The 19,381-nt window shown below is 60.7% G+C and carries 14 protein-coding genes; 11 read left to right on the top strand and 3 right to left on the bottom strand.

Translation table 11 applies throughout. The annotated features are described in order from the left end of the window. Positions 1-9: 9 nt before the first annotated feature. Positions 10-4,785 (top strand): thrombospondin type 3 repeat-containing protein, encoded by a 4,776-nt coding sequence (locus tag HY696_01585; GenBank protein ID MBI4237093.1) that lies wholly within the window; start codon positions 10-12, stop codon positions 4,783-4,785. A 145-nt stretch (positions 4,786-4,930) separates the two neighbouring features. Here HY696_01585 and HY696_01580 read toward each other — a convergent pair whose 3' ends face one another. Both HY696_01580 and HY696_01575 read right to left on the bottom strand, forming a co-directional pair. Further along, the gene (locus tag HY696_01580; protein ID MBI4237092.1) at positions 4,931-5,149 is read right to left on the bottom strand and encodes a type II toxin-antitoxin system HicA family toxin; all 219 of its coding nucleotides are present in this window, start codon (positions 5,147-5,149) and stop codon (positions 4,931-4,933) included. A gap of 5 nt (positions 5,150-5,154) precedes the next feature. Continuing rightward, positions 5,155-5,382, bottom strand: a complete 228-nt coding sequence (locus tag HY696_01575; GenBank protein ID MBI4237091.1) for a type II toxin-antitoxin system HicB family antitoxin — start codon at positions 5,380-5,382, stop codon at positions 5,155-5,157. 68 nt (positions 5,383-5,450) lie between these two features. Between HY696_01575 and HY696_01570 the strand changes: the two genes are divergently transcribed. Genes HY696_01570 through HY696_01560 form a run of 3 tightly spaced genes read left to right on the top strand, consistent with a single transcriptional unit; the run spans position 5,451 to position 6,666 of the window. Next, positions 5,451-5,780 carry a hypothetical protein gene (locus tag HY696_01570; GenBank protein ID MBI4237090.1) on the top strand — a complete coding sequence of 110 codons (330 nt, stop codon included), beginning with the start codon at positions 5,451-5,453 and terminating at the stop codon, positions 5,778-5,780. Then, entirely contained in the window at positions 5,777-6,016 is a 240-nt protein-coding gene (locus HY696_01565; GenBank protein MBI4237089.1) for a hypothetical protein, read from the top strand. Before HY696_01570 ends, HY696_01565 begins: the two co-directional genes overlap by 4 nt. Continuing rightward, on the top strand, positions 5,941-6,666 hold the full coding sequence (locus HY696_01560) for an endonuclease III domain-containing protein (protein ID MBI4237088.1): 726 nt from the start codon (positions 5,941-5,943) through the stop codon (positions 6,664-6,666). The genes HY696_01565 and HY696_01560 overlap by 76 nt, the downstream gene beginning before the upstream one ends. Positions 6,667-6,670: 4 nt before the next feature. Here the strand turns inward: HY696_01560 and HY696_01555 are convergent, their stop codons facing one another. Further along, positions 6,671-9,364, bottom strand: coding sequence for a hypothetical protein (locus tag HY696_01555; GenBank protein MBI4237087.1), 2,694 nt, complete (start codon positions 9,362-9,364; stop codon positions 6,671-6,673). 161 nt (positions 9,365-9,525) lie between these two features. Between HY696_01555 and HY696_01550 the strand changes: the two genes are divergently transcribed. The 7 genes from HY696_01550 to HY696_01520 are packed head-to-tail and all read left to right on the top strand — an operon-like array spanning position 9,526 to position 19,340. Continuing rightward, positions 9,526-12,798, top strand: coding sequence for a thrombospondin type 3 repeat-containing protein (locus HY696_01550; protein MBI4237086.1), 3,273 nt, complete (start codon positions 9,526-9,528; stop codon positions 12,796-12,798). An 18-nt stretch (positions 12,799-12,816) separates the two neighbouring features. Continuing rightward, positions 12,817-14,277: a methylenetetrahydrofolate--tRNA-(uracil(54)-C(5))-methyltransferase (FADH(2)-oxidizing) TrmFO gene (trmFO, locus tag HY696_01545; GenBank protein ID MBI4237085.1), complete on the top strand. Its 1,461-nt coding sequence runs from the start codon at positions 12,817-12,819 to the stop codon at positions 14,275-14,277. 7 nt (positions 14,278-14,284) lie between these two features. Continuing rightward, entirely contained in the window at positions 14,285-15,187 is a 903-nt protein-coding gene (xerC, locus tag HY696_01540; protein MBI4237084.1) for a tyrosine recombinase XerC, read from the top strand. 53 nt (positions 15,188-15,240) lie between these two features. Continuing rightward, on the top strand, positions 15,241-15,771 hold the full coding sequence (gene hslV, locus HY696_01535; protein ID MBI4237083.1) for an ATP-dependent protease subunit HslV: 531 nt from the start codon (positions 15,241-15,243) through the stop codon (positions 15,769-15,771). After that, the gene (gene hslU, locus HY696_01530) at positions 15,768-17,123 is read left to right on the top strand and encodes an ATP-dependent protease ATPase subunit HslU (protein MBI4237082.1); all 1,356 of its coding nucleotides are present in this window, start codon (positions 15,768-15,770) and stop codon (positions 17,121-17,123) included. Before hslV ends, hslU begins: the two co-directional genes overlap by 4 nt. A gap of 16 nt (positions 17,124-17,139) precedes the next feature. Further along, positions 17,140-18,054 carry an ornithine carbamoyltransferase gene (gene argF, locus HY696_01525; GenBank protein MBI4237081.1) on the top strand — a complete coding sequence of 305 codons (915 nt, stop codon included), beginning with the start codon at positions 17,140-17,142 and terminating at the stop codon, positions 18,052-18,054. After that, complete coding sequence (locus tag HY696_01520) at positions 18,051-19,340, top strand: adenylosuccinate synthase (protein ID MBI4237080.1); 1,290 nt, start codon at positions 18,051-18,053, stop codon at positions 19,338-19,340. The genes argF and HY696_01520 overlap by 4 nt, the downstream gene beginning before the upstream one ends. Positions 19,341-19,381: the final 41 nt, after the last annotated feature.

Raw genomic sequence — 19,381 nt, 5'->3', positions numbered from 1 at the left:
GAGGATGGTATGCGCTATTACACACGATTCGTAACGACACTAACGGCCACCGGCTTGCTCCTGTTGGCGGGAGGAATGCGCGGCCCTGGGGCGGTGTCGCCGGCTCAGGCGGAGGAAGACATTCCGTTCGGACTGAAGGATTGCGAGATTCGCACGCCGAATGACGACTTCGATCAGGAATATTCGCTGGTCAAGGCGGTCCATTGGTTCAATTATCCGGATGAGGGATTTCGGCAGTGTCGGCAGTCGATCACGCTCAAAGGCTCTCTCGTTCTCAACCACAAGATTGAGCTGAATGGCGCAACGTTGGGCTCGTTGACCAACGATCCCACCAAGCGCTTCACGTTCGATGGCGGCGGGGCGACGTTGTTGGCCCATAAGCTGCCCAGTAGCGCGTGCGCCTTTACGGTGAATAATAACTACGTGACGATCAAAAACCTCGTCATCAAGGATGGGTCCGGAGACGCGATCTGTCTGACCGCGAAGGCGATCGATGTGCGCTTCGAAAACATCTTGGTCTACAACGCCCAAGGCGCCGGCATTCGTGTCGCCAATGGTGCCAACATGATTAAGATGATGCAGGGGATTAAAGTCATCCACACTAAGGGACCTGGGATCATCTTCGAAGGGTGGATGGCGAACAATAACCACGAAATTTATTACAACATCGACGATCAAGGCTTTGTCGATCAGGCGTCGCTGTCGTTTTGGGACAACATGTCGAACAATGCCGGCATTGTCACGCCGACGAAATTGCAATTCATCGATGTGAAGGTGATCGGGAGCGAGATCCGCGGGCGGGTGAAGAAGTGCGAACAGATCTCCGCGAATTGCGTACTGACGACCGTCAGCGATGTCCTGATCTATCGAGTTGGTGAACAAGTCATCAATACGGTGGAGGAGTGTAACCAAAATCTCCCCGCGACAAAGCAAATGTATTGCGCCCTGGACAAGCCGGCCGTAACGGATGTGACACAGGCGGATGGAACCATCATCCAACAACACGGATTTGTGGCGTGCCAAGGGCAGATGTTGTCGTCTTTTTTGACCTGCATGGGCGAGTCACCGAAGACCACCAATCTGGTAGCCCGGGCGCACGTGAAGTCGTCGGGCGATTTTTCGATCAATACGCGGATCAAGCTCGACAATAATCAAGATTCGTTTATGCTCGTGCCGGTCGATGCGAAGGGCTTGGGTGGCGTGGTCTTTGCTTCGTCCAGCTGTCCGTTTATTCCGAAGAAGAACATCAAGCTCCAGGTGCTGGAGAGTAACTGCTCCGGCGCGGCCGGAGCGGTGGCGGGCGGGAATTCCAGTGCCCTCACTAAAATCGACACGCCGGCGCAGTGTAAGCAATATGTCGGCGCGGAGGCTCATGCGGCGTGCGATCTGCCGAACTATGCCAGTTGCTACGGCAAGATGTTGCCGGAGTTCAAGACCTGTGTCGGCGACACCACGCCGATCGACTACGGTACCGGGAGTTCGAGCTCCAGCAGCGGCGGCTCTTCGAGCGGTGGTGGGTATTATGGTGGTGATTGTGGCGATTCCGATATTCACGTCACCGGGTCCTCTGCGGATGGGAAGCAGCTCGATTATTGTCTCAATGAGGAATTGGTGATCGAACGAGGCTACCGCAATAAGGCCGAGTGTCTGGCGGCGCGTGACCACTTCTACGGCAACCTGACCCAGTTGCAACACGTCGATTCCGACAAGGACGGCACTCCCGACATCTACGAAGACCGGAATCTCAATTGCTACGCCGAAAAATTCGAGACGGATCTCTTCAATCCCGATACCGACGGCGATGGGATCATGGATGGAAACGAGCTGGGGCTTACGGGGCAGCAAGGCTATCGCGAGTGCTACTTGATCGTGAACGCCGACGGCTCGCAACCGACGAACCTCCCGCCGGGGATCGACGCCACGCTCTATCCGGCGGACTATTATGACCAGGCCGTGGAGCGGCTAAATCCGAAGGATGGGAAGGACTACATGTCGGTGCCGTATATCGTGCGGACCGACGATTCGAATCCTGATGTGAAGACTCCCTGCGCCACGCCGAACACGTTTACCAGTCAGTTTACGACGTGTACTGAAGACGCGCTCGTGGCGAGTTTGGCGCCCAAGGGCTTCGTACCGGGCGATCAACCGGGCCAAGGCTTTTGTGCCGGGACCGACCCGACCGATCACGACACCGACAACGACGGCGTCGACGACGGCCGTGAATTACGCCCGATCCAGTTCAATCCGGATGCGCAGTATTACCTGTGGGATTGGAACGAGGGGATCGGCACCAAGGTGTTAGGACAGGATCAGAGCGGCGAGACGACGACGCTCATCGAGCAGGCATGCGAGGCCGGCGGCGACAAGGGCGAAGTCGGTCGCTACTTTATCTCCCAGTCCATTCGGGTGGAGGCCTCGTCCGCGGGCGACGTCGATGGTGATGGTGTCCCGAACAGCAGCGACAACTGTCCTTCCGTGTCCAATGCCGGCCAGGATGATGCGGATGGCGACGGCAAGGGCGATGCCTGCAAGGGCGTGGTGTGGGACGGTACGGTGAACGAAAAACATATCTATCTGTGTATGAGCGACTCGGTGATCCAGTCCGGCGCGTCGATCAGCAGCGACTATTACAGCAATCCGGCCAACTTCGATACCGGCGTGGGTCAGACCAATCCGTTTAATGTCGACACCGACGACGACGGATTCTGTGATGGTCCGGGCGGTCCGGGTTGCACGGCGGCCGGAAAGGCGGATCAGGATCATGTGCCGTGGTTCAAACATCCGAGTGGGAAGAACGAGAAGGACCTGCCGTGTAAGAATGACTTGATCTATAACTTCATCGATCCGCAGTACCGGAGTGCAGTGCGCAAGTCCGTGCAGGAGTTCCAGGAATATCAGATCGCAGGCAAGGTCGATTTCCAGACGATCGGCGACGACGTGAAGACCTTCTACGACGGCCAGATCGCCAAGATCATCACGGCGAACGGCGGACGGCCGCTGCATGACATCGACGAGGACAAGATCCCCGACGTGGTCGAGAGTCCGGACGGGAAGTGCGCGAGTATTGCGACCGGGAGCCTGGTGAGCAGCGCCTTCAGCGCCGACTTCGACGGCGACAAGTTGGAAGATCGGAACGATCCGTGTCCGAACGACGCGTTCCCGTACACGGTGTTCCCATCCGAAGACGCGACCACGCAGCAGCAGTATGAGGCCGAGTTGGAGCAGAGCGCCAAGGCCTGTGGAGCCACGGGGCCGAACGCCTACGCTCCGAATCTGGCCGTCTATTGTTACCTCGATTGGGACAACGACGGACTGCGCAATTGCGAGGAAGACTACAATGTCAGCGGCGGCAAGTCGCAGGCCAGTCTCTATGAGACCTCGGTGTTGAAGGCCGACACGGACGGCGAGGGCCTGATCGATTACCTCGAGCTGTTCTCCGCGAAGACGAACCCGATCGATCCGGATAGCGATCACGACGGGCTGAATGACTTCGAAGAAGTCAGCAAAGACGGCGATGCCAATTCACCCGCGAACGTCGTGACCGGGAAGGCGGCCGGGAGTTGTAAAGATGCGGGCGCGAAGTTCGACACCGATCCGAACAGTCCCGACACCGATGGCGACGGCCTGCCGGACGGGTTCGAGTTGAACACCGACAACGGGAAGCAGAAGACCAATCCGAACAATCCGGACAGCGACGCCGACGGGCTGTGCGACGGCGGCGCGGACGTGGAACTGACGACCACCAGCGGAAGCAAGATCAGCTGTAAGACCGGTGAAGACTTGAACGGCGATGGCCAGACCCCGGTCGCGGGACAAGCGGTCGCGATCAGCGGGCTGGATGAAAGCGATCCGTGCGTGGGCGATACCGACGGCGATCAGAAACCGGACAATGTCGATGAATGTAAGACGATCGCCAATCAGTCGTGCTCCGGCGCGAACAAGATGGGCTTCGACACCGACTTGGACGGGATCCCCGATCTGACCGAACAGACGATCACCGGGACCTTGTTCGACAAGGCCGATACCGACGACGACGGTCTGATCGACGGTTGCGATCGCGACGCGGACGGCGAGGTGATGTTCGGAAAAGGCGAGCTCTGTAACCAAGTCGCCAGCGGGAAGTTCGATCCGAACTTCAACAAATATCGCGATTGCGGCTCCGCGCCGTACACCGGCTGCGACACCGATCCGACCAACAACGATACCGACGGCGACGTGTTGAACGACTCGCAAGAGCGGAACTATCCGACCAATCCGTTGGTGCAGGATACCGACGGCGACTGTCTGTCGGATGGTTTGGAAGAGACCCACTTCAATCAGAATCCGGACGGCAGCTTCACCGAGGTGGCGGGAAGTCGCGACGGACGCTGGGCCGGATGCGGCGAGCTGGCCTCGACGCCTGACGCGCGCGGCACGGTCTGTACGGAGTTGAACGCGAATGACTCCGACACCGATCATGATGGTCTGCCGGACGGCAAGGTCGGCCAAATCGGCGAAGATCGGAACTGCAACGGTGTGACGGATGTCGATGCGACCGGCCTCTTGACCGAGACCAGCGCGCTCACCTGGGACACCGACGCCGACGGTTTCGGCGACTATGAAGAGATGACGGCATTCGGCGGCTTCGGAGTGGCCGGCAACTTGAGCCGGGCGATCTCCGGGAATGCCCGGGGGTGCAGCTTGGTGACGAACCAGGCCACGGCCCCGATGAGTCGCGCGAATGTCTGGTATGCGGTGCTGCTGCTGTTGCCGGTCGTGCTGTGGCGGCGGCGCTGCAACGTGTAAGACTCCCCCTCACCCTACCCTCTCCCCAACGGGGCGAGGGGACTGAGGTGTGGGAGACATGAACAGGCTCCCCCAACCCCCCGGAGGCGGATCGGAAGATCCCCCCGGGGGGATTCTTTGATCAGGGGGCCTGCGCGGCGGCGGCTTACCACTCCAGGTCTCTCGGATCGACACCCAGTTGGCGGCAGATGGCCTTCAAGAGGCCCGGACCGATGATCTTTCCTGTGTGCATGGGAATCGTCGAGCGGCAACCGGTTTTGGGATGGTCGATATGCAGATGGCTCCCACTCTGGCCGGTGGCACGGAATCCGTGCTTTTGTAAGGTGCGGAGCAATTCCTTGGCGGTGACGCGGGGGAAACGCATGGCGGTTATGCGGGGACCGCAACGACTGCGTGCAGCGTGAGCCCTTCCGAGGGGATCTCCAGACCCTTCTTGCGCAACATTTTTACATGGAGCCGAATCGCTTGCCGCGTGTTCTTGAGTGCTTCCTCGACCGTGGCACCCTGCGAAAAACAGCCAGGCAGCGCGGGAACGACGGTGTAAAACCCCTGTCCGTCCTCTTCGGTCACGACGTCGATGGAGTACTGACGTAACATCGGCAGCCTCTCTATCATCCTGCTTTCCCGATTGCAAATTCTTTGGGGCGCCGCTAGAAGCGCGCTCTATGTTTCTGTGGCGCTGGTTGAAGAAGATCGTCTCGTTAGCGGTGTTTCTCGGCATCCTCTATGTCGGGAGCGGGTTTGTGAAGTACGAAGGGCGGCCGGCGCGGCAGTATGCGGACGAATTTTTCCGCTCCGAACTGTGGCACGAAGGGGTGAAGGACTTCCGCACCTGGGCCGCGCAGGCGTTGCGGCTCGCCAGCAGCAAGATCGAAGAGGGGATTACCTCCGAAGATCAACAACAACTGAATCAAGTGATTGAGAACGATTTGCAGAAACAGATTGAAGGGGCAAAGACCGCTGGCGAACCCAAGCCGGCAGGGGGCAAACCATGAGTGCACGACCGACCGCTTGTTCCGTCGAAGGCTGTAAACGCGGGTATCGCGCGAAGGGTTATTGCAACGTCCACTTCAATAAATGGCGGCGCGGCGAATTGGCGAAGAAGCCGCGCTACAAGATTTGCGGCGAGGAAAATTGCCGCAAGCCAATGACGGCATGGGGCCTCTGCCAAGAACACTACGACAAGGCCGCTGGTCGCGGCGCCGCTGCGGCTGCCACGGCTGCCGCCTAGTGTCCGTGTCGCAGTTTCTCGAAGACATCTTCACGCGTCTGGCGCAACACTTTGGCCCGCAACATTGGTGGCCCGGAGAGACACCGTTTGAAGTGATGGTCGGCGCGATCCTGACCCAGAACACCAACTGGACCAACGTCGCGCGCGCGATCCGCAACCTGAAAGACGCGCAACTGCTCGATCCGCATCGACTCGTGGCACTGCCGCACGCCGAACTTGCCATGCTGATTCGTCCGGCCGGTTACTTCAACGTCAAGACGAAGCGGTTACAAAATTTCCTGCGCTATTTCGTGGAACGTTACAATGGCGATGTCGAGCGGATGGCGGCAGTCCCGTTAGCGGTCCTGCGGGAAGAGTTGCTGGCAGTGAAAGGCGTGGGTCCCGAAACTGCGGATTCGATCCTGCTCTATGCGTTGCAGCAGCCGAGTTTCGTCGTCGACGCGTACACCTATCGTGTGCTGCAGCGACATTACTTGGTTGGCGAAGAGACGACGTACGAGGAACTGCAAGCGTTCTTCATGGACCGGCTGCCGCCGGATACCGTGCATTTCAACGAATACCACGCGTTGTTGGTCGCCGTCGGCAAGCATTATTGCCGTCCGAAAAACCCGCGTTGCAGCGCATGCCCGCTCAATGGCGTGAATTGGTAAACGGCTACTGGCTCAGTTCCATCAGTTGGCGGATGACTGTTTTTGCGCGTTCGTCGATCGTGGTGTCAGCCGGATCTTTGGTTAAATCGTCGAGCCATGGCTTCATCGCGTCGCCTTGGGCGGCGTCGCCACGGCTGAAGAGCAGGAAGATGCGATTACCGAGGCGTGCGTCGGTGCCGTGATAGAGCTTGAGCAATGTGGCGCCGGCGCCGCGCGCGGCGTAGCCGATCCGCGCGGGCGATTGACGAATCTCGCCGGCATTCTTGCCGGCGGCGTTGTAGACGATCGTTGTGAGGAGCGGCTGGCCGGTATCGCCCAGTCGTTCTTTGGTCATGTTGACCAATTTATATACGGCCAACGTGTCGAGTTTGCTAACGCTGCCGTCGGCTTGCACCGGGACGCTCATCACGTAGAAATTCCCTTCCAACTCCTTAATCCCGGTGATCGGCTTCAGTTCGAACGCGGCGTTGGCCTTTTGTTCGGCGTCGCCGTCCAGCGAGCGGCCCTGTTGCACGACTTGTTGGAGCCGCGCGGTTTGTGCCTGTGACGAGACTTGGAGTCCGCCCGCGAATGGGAAGGTCTGGAAGTTGTAAAAAATCTTTTGCAACGTCGTCGCAAAATCTGTGGGTGGATGATCCATCCGCAATACGAGTTCCACTGGGAACGAGACCGGCGTGCGTTGGGCCTCGGCACGGGTCAGTTTCTGTTGCGCCTTTCCCGCCTTCACGAATTCGCGATACAGCGCCTTGAGCCGGGCTTCGTCGAGCGTGTCGATGACTAAATAGAGCCGATTCGTCTCGGCGTCGTACGTGGTTTCGGCGAACTTGGTGCGGCTCGCCCCGCGTCCCACAGCCAGCTTATTCATCGCCGCGGCGATCTTGGGGCCGAGCTGTCTGTCGAGTGCCAGTTGCGTGGCGGAAGCCGCGTCTTTCGACGGGAGTTGCGGCGCGCCCGGCGGGATGGCCTGCAATGTGACCGTCGCGCGGCGATTATTGGAGAGGTCTTCGACGAAATCGCGTCCGTCGCTGCACGTGTGGGGACGCGTGTTCCCCTTGGCGGTCCCTTCCTTACATCCGACGCGCGGATGGATGAGCTTCGCGGCGTCCATCAGTTCGGCCTCGCCGCGGCCGATCGCTTGGGTCGTGGCCTTGGCAATGGCTTGAGCGAACGGGCCAGTCTGCTTGGAAGCGATCTCCAGGATCTTTTGATTCAGCGCATGGGCGCGGCCCATCGAGAGGCGGCCGTTCATCCCGCCCGCCATGTAATCCGCTGTTTCTTTGGCGCCACGGCCGGTGACGGTTGGTCCACCCCGGCTGTCGGCGTGGCCGGTGGTGCGAATGACGAATTGCCAGAAGTCGCGGCCCGGCAATTTCTGCACCATGGCTTGTGCGTCGCGCAGCAATGCCTCGATCTCGCCTTGTTGTTCCGGATTCAAGAAGATCTTCGCGGTCTTGATGCCGTAAATCGTCCGCGTCAGCGTCCAGCCTTCCGGATGGCCCAAGTCGACCTCGCCGAAGTTCGGCAGTAGTTCCGGTGCCGGCGGTTCAGGCGGTTTGGCGCGGGCCACGGGTTCCAGGCGTGGCGGCATTTGGACCGACGGGTCGCCGACGGTGCGGGACGTGCGGTCGACTATGTCGTAGTTGGCTGGGCTCACGACGAGCGTGACGAACAGCGCCCAATGATCGAACGCGAAGCGGTTGTCTGGGTCGCCGTTGTTTAAGCTCTCAGGAAAGATAAACCGCAACGCCCCGCCGAGTGCCCAGCCTTCACTGACGCGGCCCTTCGCGCCGGCGGTCAGCGCCCAACGTTGGCCGGGGTACAACAGACTCCACTGTTCGACGGGCGTCATCGTGGAGCGTCCTGCGGAGGCCCAATCTCCAGTGAGGTGTTTGAAGCCGATTGCCGGGATTTCGAGGCCGGCCCAGAGGTCCCAATCCGGGGCCTCGGTGAAGAGGTGGCGACTGATGCGCGGGCCAAAGTAAAGGGCGAACGAACAGAGTTGGAAATTGCCGGGATCGTTCGGATCGGCGGTGACGTGGGTATTGGCCGTGCCGAACAGACAATCGACGGCCAGGCGCGGGTTGAGGAAAATGCCCTCCGTGATCTTCCACCCGAGTCCCGGCGGTGGAGTCCAGAGGACGCTGGCGTACAGGCCGCCGCCGCTAAAGGCATTCGCTTCATCACTCTGCGGGGCACCGCGCAATCCGGGATCGAGCGGCGTGGTTTCACTGCCGATGCCTCCGCCGGGACCGACTTCGAATTCGACGATACTGTGCTGGGGGCGGCGGGTTTCCGTGACCTCTTCGCGCATTACGCCCGGTTCTGTGCGCCGTTTCCCTTCATACGACTCTTGCAGCGCCACAGGGCTGGCGAAGCGTGTGACGACGTATGGACGTCCGGCCACGGGAGAGCTGAGTTGGGCGACGTCGAGGTAATGGTCAGTGTTAGGATCGAGGGGCGCGCTTAAGTAATCCCCATCGCCCGGGTTTTCGTTGGCTGCCACCTGGATTTGGAATTGTCCGGCGAGTCCCGCTTTGCGGATCAGGTAGAACTTGTCGCTCAGTCCGCAATCGATCTCGCCGATCTTCGGCTGCGGGCCATCTAATTCATCCCAATTTTCTTCATATTCGACGTCGCAGGTCTTGGCAGTGGGACTGCCGGCGGGGCGAAAAAACGCAAACAGCTTGAGGTCGGACATGGTCCATCTCCCGGTTGCTCCCCCAAGCCAAGTCCCCTTAAACCCGAAATTTCTAGCTTGTCAAGCATTCCTACTTCGGATAAAGCGAGACCACTCCTGGGGGAGGAGATGAGGCATGTCGACCGGCAAATCAGGTCCGGCGGCCTCGGGAGGGTTGGTCGATGGCGCGTCGGTATCGTTTCCCCCATGTCCTGTTGTTTTCGTTGGCCGTGGTCTGTCCGCTCCGTTGGGGGGTGGCAGGGACCTGTATCGTGACCAATTCGTCCGGTCAAAATTCCCCGAATTCCGGCAATCTGCTGCGACATTTAAATAATCAACCCGGCGCGGGCGGCTTCGACGAATGCGACGTGATTGAATTTGCGGTCGACCACGTCGATCCGCTGGCCGTCGCGCCGCTGTTGCTGCCCGGCACGGTGTTGCGCGGGAACGGCAAGATCACTTTAAAGCTGGCCAGTGGGGCCGTTCACGATGGCTGTGTGGTCGATATCCAGGCCTCGCCCGATGCGGCCGGCAAGTTCGGCGGCGGTGGCTCGCGGTTGGAAAATATTGCCATCGAAGTGGGGAGCGGATTGAACGGCCTGTGTGTCTTCTCCAGTGACAACGTCGTGAGCAATGTCAGCATCACCGGGCTCGGCGCCGTTGGCAGCGGCACCGGAATCTCGGTCTGCGGAGATCAGAATCAACTCACCAAACTCACGACCAAGAAGGCGCCCGTGGGGCTGTCGCTCGGCGGGGACTTCAACGTCGTCCTGAGCGCGAGCGTGGCGCAAAACGGCGAAGGCGTGCATATCAGTGGGACGGCGAATGCGATCGGCGGCAGCGCGATCGGCGCGAATTTCGGTCTCGGCGTGCTGGTCACCGGCCGTGGCAACGTGCTCGGGGTCAACGGGCTGAACGGGCAATATTTGGCCAATACGATCGGGACCAATGGCGAGAGTGGCGTGCTGGTCGAGCGCGAGACGGCGAATAGTCCGTTCAGCGCCGTGGACCCGCTCTGTCCGGTCGGGAGCTCGGCGGACCCGTTCTATAATAAGCTCACGCGCAACAGTTTTGTGTTGAACGGCAGCATCGCTGCCTCGACGCCGGGGCAGGGCATTCAACTCGAGCACGAAGGCAATCATCGCTTCGGCAGTCCCGAGGCATTGCGCCCAGTCTTCAAGATCGGGAGTGCCGATCCGCTGAAATACGCATTGGTCGGGCTGGTGCCGAATCAACCGAGTGCCACTGGAGAAGTGGAAGTCTTCGTGGCGGATTCCGCGACGTCGGGCGAAGGCTCGTCGTATCGGCGCACGATTACCACGATTAGTAGTAACGATCCGAACAATGATGGCAAATCGGTGTTCGGCGAACTGGTTGACACCAGCAACGTCCCGCTCGATGCGCCGGTCGTGGCCACGGCGTTGAGCGTCGCGCCCTCGTTGGGCAACAGCGATCCGCTCGTCCAATTTCCGTATCTGGCAGACACGTCTGAATTCTCCGCCGTCGCGACGTTGGGCGATACGCCGATCGACGGCAACGCGGAACAGTGCGTGCAATCGCCGTGGTTTTTGTTGGCGCTGGACGTGGCCTTGGGTAAATCTCCGCCGATCAGTCCGTGGGACGTGACCTGCGGCGAGCTGGGCCTTGGCGCCGCGTTGTCGCCGCAGACCGCCGCGCGGAAGCTCGGTGAAGGCGATCCGCAGCACGCGTGCAAGGGCGATCCGTGCGGTCTGATCATCCCGTTCATTGATATCCCCAATATTTGCCAGCAGGCGCCGATCCTCTGCCAAGACACCGACAAAGACGGAAAGAATGACCTCTTCGACAACTGCCCCACGGTGTACAACCCCAACCAGGCCGACAGCGACGGCGACGGTATCGGCGATGCCTGCGAAGACGCTGACGGTGACGGGATCATCAATCCGGACGACAATTGTCCCTGTGTCAAAAATCCGCTGCAGACCGAGCTCGACGGCGACACCGCCGGCGACGCGTGCGACCCGGACGACGACAACGACGGCCTGCTCGATACGGATGAAGGCGTCGCCGGGACCGATCTGAATCTCCCCGACACCGATCACGACGGCTACTGCGACGGGCCAGGGCAGGGATTCGGGCTGGTCGGGAGTCCGACGCGCTGTAAGGCCCCGGGCGACAACTGCCCGACCGTGAAGAACTTGAACCAAGTCGATCGCGATGAAGATCAGATCGGCGACGTCTGCGACCTGGCCCCCGACACCTATCGCGGCGCGGTGGATAGCGACGGCGACGGCCTGAACGACGCGGTCGATCGGTGCCCGTATCTCGCCGATCTGCTCGTCGATACCAACGGCGACCAAACGCCGGACGCGCAATCCGATACCGACAAGGACACCGTGCCCGAGGCCTGCGATCCGGACGACGACAACGACGGTTTGGAAGATTGGGCGGAGAGCGGGAGCAACCACTTTATTGCAGTGCAGTATCTGCGCAGTGTGCCGACGACCGTGTTGGGCCACTGCGTGCCGCTCGATCCGAAGCGTCCCGATAGCGATGGCGACGGCCTGTGCGACGGCCCGGCCGGACCACAATTCAGCGTCGAAGGCGCGTGCCACGGTTTCGATAACTGCCCGGACCACTACGAGTCCGGATTGGGCGGCGACGTGCAGTTGGGCCAAATCGTGCAGCATGCCGATGCGGATACGCCGCCCGACGCGATCGGCAACGCCTGCGCGGACTTCGGCGGACCGGACGATGCCGATCAAGACGGCTTGCCGAGTAGTCAGGACAACTGTCCGCTGGTGCCGAATCCCGACCAATGGAACACTGACGGCGATAGTTGGACCCCCGGCCCGGCGAAGGTGTTGCCCACGATGGCGGTCAATGCGGGTGGTGGCGACGCGTGCGACCCCGACGACGACGCCGACGGCGCCACCGATGTGGAAGAGGGCGGCGAACTCGGTGTCCATCCGTGGGAGCCGGACAGCGATCACTTCAGCGGCAATGGGTACGACGATTATTGTGACGGCCCAGGTGCCGGTTTCGGCACGGCGCTCGCCACGCGCTGCCGTCCGCTCGACAACTGCCGCGTCCGCTATAATCCCGATCAAGCCGACGCGAATAAGAATGGGATCGGCGATGTCTGCGAGGCGTTAGGACTCGGCGATCGGGATCGCGATGGCATTCCGGACGCCGCCGACAACTGCTTGTTGGTGCCGAATAAAGATCAACTCGACACCGACGGCGACGGACTGGGCGACGCGTGCGATCCCGACGACGACAACGACGGTGTGCTCGATCAGTTCGACAACTGCCGTTTAGTGCCGAATCCTGACCAATTTGAAGCGGATCACGACGGTATGGGTGACGCCTGCGATCCGTTTGCCCCGAGCATCAACCCGACCGGGACCTCGTTTGCGCAGTACGAGACCCAAGGCGGCTTCAAGGGCGGATGTTCGTTGCTTCCCTCCCCGTAACCATCTAGGGGAACCTCTATGAAAGCTGCTATTGTGATCGGTGCCGGGTTGGCCGGATCCGAGGCCGCATATGCGTTGGCGGAAGCGGGATGGGCCGTGACGCTGTATGAAATGCGTCCCGGAGTCCGCACGCCGGCGCACCAAACTGGAAATTTTGCCGAACTCGTTTGCAGCAATTCGTTTCGCTCCGACGATCCGGAAAACACGGTGGGGTGCCTGAAAGAAGAAATGCGGGCGCTCGGTTCACTGACGATGGCCGTCGCGGCGGAGGTGGCCGTGCCCGCCGGATCCGGGCTGGCGGTCGATCGCGAGGCCTTCGCGTTGCTGGTGACGCAGCGCGTGCGGGCCCATCCGCAAATCACGGTGCGGCACGAAGAGGTGCAGAACCTCACGCAGCTTGGCGTGAAGTGGGATGCGGCTGCACCGCACGCCCCGCTCATTGTGGCGACTGGCCCGCTGACGGCGGCGGCGCTCGCCGCGGAAATTCAGCAACAGACGCACGCGCATGACCTCTTTTTTTACGACAGCATGGCGCCGCTCGTCGCGACGGAATCGATCGATCAGACCAAGACGTTCCGCGCCAGCCGCTACGGCAAAGGCGCGGGCAATGAATATATCAATATCCCGCTCGATCGAGCGCAATACGAGACGTTCGTGATGGCGTTGGTGCACGCGGAGAAAGTGCCGCCGCGCAATTTTGAAGATCCGAAATATTTCGAAGGCTGCCTGCCGGTCGAGGTGATGGCCGAACGCGGCATCGATACGCTGCGGCATGGGCCGATGAAACCGATGGGATTGCGCGATCCGCAGACCGGGAAGACCCCGTATGCGGCCGTGCAGTTGCGGCAGGATAATCAGGCGGGGACGATCTATAACATCGTCGGCTTCCAGACCCGAATGACCTGGACCGAGCAGCGGCGCTTGTTCCGTACCCTGCCGGGCCTGGAACAGGCGGAATTCCTGCGGCTGGGGGCGATGCATCGCAATACCTATCTGAATGCGCCGAAGCTCTTAAACGATGCGCTGGCACTCCGGCAAGCGGAGGAGGAACATTCTCCCCCTCACCCCGCCCGCGCGGCGCGGGCTTCCCTCTCCCCAGGAGGGAGAGGGAGATCAAGGAATGGGTTGATGGGGGCGATCCATTTCGCCGGGCAGATTGTCGGGGTCGAGGGCTATGTCGAATCCGCAGCGATGGGGCTCTACGTGGGGTTACGGGTCGCAGGCAAGCTCCAGCGGCCGCCTCCGGAGACCACGGCCTGTGGAAGCCTGATCCGACATGTGACCCAGGGAAACCCGAGTTGTTATGAGCCGATGAACGCAAACTGGGGCTTGACACCGCCGTTGCCTGCCGCCACTCCGTACCGCAGTCGGAAGGCCGCTTATCTGGCCCGCGCCAGGAGCGACTTTGCGGCTTGGATGAAAGAATCAGCTGTTTCGCCGGATAATTCTATTGCTCTTCTTGCGGGAATTTGCCAGTAAGGACAACATGTTCGACCTCCTTGAGATCTACGCGCATTATCTCCAGAAGGAGCGGGAGTCCTCGCCGCACACCTTGAAAAATTATCTGGCGGACTTGCGGCATTTCTTCGACTTCTTTTTCGAACAACAGCCGGCCGTGCCTCGGCAGGGCACGGGCATGCTGCCGCTCATCACCGCCGATGTGGTGCGGAATTACATCGGGGGGCTGCTCGGCAAGCACCATCCGGCGTCGGTGGCGCGGAAATTGGCTTCACTGCGTAGCTTTTTTGCTTTTTGGGTCCGCCAGGGGGCGTTGACCGCCAATCCAGCGAAAGAAGTCGCGACCCCGAAGATCCCGAAACGCCTCCCCCGTTTCTTGAGCATCGACGAGACCGAACAACTGCTCAAAATGCCGAGCGGGACCGACTTGTTGTCGATCCGCGACAAGGCCGCGATGGAATTGATTTATGCCGCCGGATTGCGCGTCAGCGAGTTGGTCGGACTGAACATCGCGGATGTCGACGTCGCCGAGAAACGGATCCGCGTGCTGGGGAAGGGAAAGAAGGAACGCATCCTTCCCGTCGGCAATCAGGCATTGAAGGCCCTCGATTTGTATCTCGGCCAGCGCTCCTCCGTGGTCGCAAAGGCGTCCGAAAAGGCGTTGTTTGTGAATCGGCGCGGCGGGCGGCTCACCACGCGGAGCGTCGAGCGGATGATTCGGAAATATCTCCGCGACGCCAACATTAATAAGCCGGTGACGCCGCACGTGTTGCGCCACACCTTCGCGACCCACTTACTGAATCAAGGCGCCGACCTGCGCGGCATCCAAGAACTGCTCGGCCACGCCAGTCTCTCCACGACGCAGAAATACACCCACATCTCGATCGATAAGTTGATGGAAGTGTACGACAAGTCCCACCCCAAAGCTTAACTTTCATTTTGCGCGTTGAATTTCTCGATGGCCGCTGTTAATGACCGCCCGCTATGCAAATCCGTTCGACGACGATTCTGTGTGTGCGGCGTGACGGGCGAGTCGCGATGGGAGGCGACGGCCAAGTCAGCATTGGCAACACGGTCGTGAAGCAGAAGGCGCGCAAGATTCGGCGCCTCTACCAAGACAAGGTCCTGGCCGGATTCGCCGGCGCGAGCGCCGATGCGTTTACGCTCTTCGAACGGTTCGAACAAAAACTGGATGAATATCGGGGCAACCTGATGCGGGCGGCGGTGGAATTGGCCAAGGAATGGCGGATGGACAAGGCGCTGCGCCGCTTGGAGGCATTGCTCTTAGTGGCCGATGCGCAACACACGTTGATTGTTTCCGGAACCGGCGACGTGATCGAGCCCGACGATGGTCAGACCGCGATCGGATCGGGCGGCAACTTCGCGTTGGCCGCAGCGCGAGGGCTGGTCCAGCACAGCACGCTCAGCGCGGAAAAGATCGTCCATGAAGGCCTGACGATCGCTGCGGACATCTGCGTGTTCACTAATCGCGAATTTTCCGTGGAGGTCTTGTGAGCGCGAATTTTACGCCGCGCGAGATTGTCTCGGAACTTGATCGCTACATCATCGGTCAGGCCGACGCGAAGCGTGCCGTGTCGATCGCGATGCGCAACCGTTGGCGGCGGCAACACGTCGAATCCAGCTTGCGTGACGAGATCGCGCCGAAAAACATCATCATGATCGGGCCAACTGGGGTCGGGAAGACCGAGATCGCGCGGCGTCTGGCGCGATTGGCCGGCGCCCCCTTCATTAAAGTTGAAGCCACGAAATTCACCGAAGTGGGATACGTCGGCAAAGACGTGGAATCGATGATCCGCGAGCTGGCGGACTTGGCGGTGAAGATGGTCCGCGAGGAAGAGACCGCCAAGGTGCGCGTCCGCGCGGCCGAACACGCGGAAGAACAAGTGATCGAATTGCTGTTGAACGGGCGTGGGCCGCAATTGGCACGGCAGGCGGGGGCGAGCGCCGAGGCCAGCAACACCGAATTGGCGGCCACGTTGCGGACGTTACTGCGCCAGGGCAAGTTGGACGACGAAATGGTCGAATTGCCGACTGCCGCCCCGAGCGGGATGCCGCCGCAAGTCGAAGTCTTAACTCCGGGCGGCTTTGAAGACATGGGATTGCAGTTGAAAGAGATGTTCTCTCAGTTCATGCCGCAAGGCCGGAAACCCCGGCGCGTGCAGGTGCCGGAGGCGCTGCGCATGCTGACGGAAGACGAAGCGGGCAAGTTAATCGACATGGATGGCGTGCGCCAGCGCGCGGTGGAACTCACCGAGCAACAAGGCATCATCTTCCTCGACGAGATCGACAAGATCGCCAACGCCGGCCAACGGTCGGGCGGTCCCGACGTCTCGCGCGAAGGGGTGCAACGAGATATCCTCCCGATCGTGGAAGGGTCTACAGTGATGACCAAACACGGAATTGTGCGCACTGATCACATCCTGTTTGTCGCGGCCGGCGCGTTCCATGTCTCGAAGCCGTCCGACTTGATCCCGGAGTTACAAGGACGTTTTCCGATTCGTGTCGAACTGTTGGCGCTCACGCGCAGCGACTTCTCGCGGATCCTGTCCGAACCGGAAAATTCGCTGGTCAGACAATATGAGGCGTTGCTCGCGACCGAAGGCGTGCGGCTCCACTTTGCACCGGATGGCCTCGATGCCATTTGCGACATTGCGGTGTTGATCAATGAACAGACGGAAAATATCGGGGCGCGACGCCTTCACACCGTGATGGAACGGGTTTTGGAAGAGATTTCATTTGTCGCACCGGAGCGAGGTGGGCAGGAATTTATCGTCGATCGGAAATACGTCGAAACGCGGCTTGCCGAAGTCGTGAAAAATCGCGACTTGTCGCGGTATGTGTTGTGAACCGGGAGCGACTGTTATGGTCCGTCATTTTTTGACCATTGAAGACCTGAATGCGAGCGAACTGCATGCCGTGCTCGATCGCGCAGCGGCGCTGAAGACCGCGCGACGCGCGGGAAAGAACGATCCGACGTTGCGAGGCAAATCGTTGGCGATGATCTTCGAAAAACCATCCACGCGGACGCGCGTGTCCTTTGAAGTCGCGATGTATGAATTAGGCGGCCATGCGCTCCACTTGACGAGCCAAGCCTCGCAGTTGGGACGCGGCGAGACCTATGCCGACACCGCGCGCGTGCTGTCGCGCTTCGTCCACGGGATCACCATCCGCACGTTTGAACAAGTGCGGGCGGAAGAACTGGCCGCTGCGGCCACGGTCCCAGTCATCAATGCGCTCAGCGATCTCTCGCATCCCTGCCAAATCTTGGCGGACTTGCTGACGATCCAAGAAACGCGCGGCCATCTGAACGATCTCAAAGTCGCATATGTCGGCGATGGGAATAACGTAGCGAACAGCTGGATCGAGGCCGCGATCGTGTTGCAATTTCAACTCGCGATTGCCACGCCGCCGGGATTCGAGCCGGCGGCATCATTGCGGAGTCGAGTGCAACAGCAGGGACTGCGACATGTCCAGATCGGGCACGACGCGATCGCGGCCGTCCGCGACGCCCATGCGATTAACACCGACACCTGGGTCAGCATGGGCCAAGAGGGGGCCGGTGAAATCGCGAAGAAACAGGCATTCACCCCGTTTCAAGTCAACGCCGCGCTGCTGCGCCATGCTGCGCCGGACGCGATCGCGCTGCACTGCCTACCCGCCCACCGCGGCGAAGAGATCACCGATGACGTGATGGACGGCCCCCAATCGCGCATTCTGGACCAGGCCGAGAATCGGCTGCACGCGCAGAAGGCGTTATTGGAGATGTTGTTGCGATGAACACCGCAGTCATTGTCGGGGCACAGTGGGGCGATGAGGGGAAGGGGAAGATCGTTGATCTCCTCACGCCGCAAGCCGATGTCGTCGTTCGCTTTCAAGGGGGTGCGAATGCGGGCCATACGCTGTTGGTCGGTGAACGAAAAGTCGTGCTCCATCTCATCCCGTCCGGGATCTTGCACCCAACCGTGGAATGTCTGATTGGGAACGGCGTGGTGCTCGATCCCGCGGCTTGTTTGGAAGAGATCGGCCGCTGCGATGCGCTGGTCGGCAAGGTGCAGGGGCGGTTGTGGATTAGCGAACAGGCGCATGTGGTGTTGCCGCACCACCGCGAGATCGACACGTTGCGGGAACGGTTGGCGGGAGAGCGAAAAATCGGCACCACCGGCCGTGGCATTGGGCCGACGTATGAAGCGAAAGCGGCGCGGCGGGGTTTGCGTTGCGCGGAACTGATCGATCCTGATCAGCTCGCGAAACGGCTGCGCGAGATCCTCCCCGACTTGAACGCCACGATCGAAAAACTTTTGGGCGGCGTGGCGCCCGGCATTGAGGCCACCATTGAAAGTTACCGTCAATTCGGTCACCGCCTCCGGCCGTTTATCACGGACACTGCGGCTCGTTTGCACAGCGCCCTGCGCGCCGGCAAACGCGTCCTCTTCGAGGGCGCGCAGGGGACGGCGTTGGATCTCGATCATGGGACCTATCCGTATGTCACATCGTCCACGACAGTGGCCGCCGGGGCTTGTAGCGGGAGCGGCGTAGGACCCACCGCGATTCGCCAAGTCATCGGCGTCGCGAAGGCCTACTCGACGCGCGTTGGCAGCGGCCCGTTTCCGACTGAACTCACCGACGATGTCGGCGTACACTTGCAACAGCGCGGAGCCGAATTCGGGGCCACGACCGGACGCGTGCGGCGCTGCGGCTGGATCGACTTGGTGGCGTTGCGCCACGCCGTGCGCGTGAACGGGCTCACCGGCTTGGCGCTCTCGAAAGTCGATGTGTTGGAAGGACTCGAGTCCGTCAAGATGGCGGTGGCGTACCAACTCCATGGACACCAGATCCAAACCGTGCCGGCCCGCGTTGACCACTTGGCGCGGGTGCAGCCGATCTATGAAGAGGTCCCGGGATGGACCGGAAGTTGCCACGGGGCGCAGTCGCGTGCCGATCTCCCCCCGCCGCTGCAACATTACCTCGAACGACTCGAAACGCTGATCGAAGTGCCCATCGTGTTGCTCTCGTTCGGTCCGGAGCGCGAGGAACATCTCGTCTTGCGTCCGCTGTTTGAGTAATCGCTCTAGAAAAACACAAAAACACCGTTTTTTCTCTTGGA

The sequence above is a fragment of the Deltaproteobacteria bacterium genome (assembly GCA_016210045.1).
Taxonomy (GTDB): Bacteria; UBA10199; UBA10199.
Note: the sequence above shows the minus strand (reverse complement) of the source record. Positions and strands in the feature narration are given on the sequence as shown.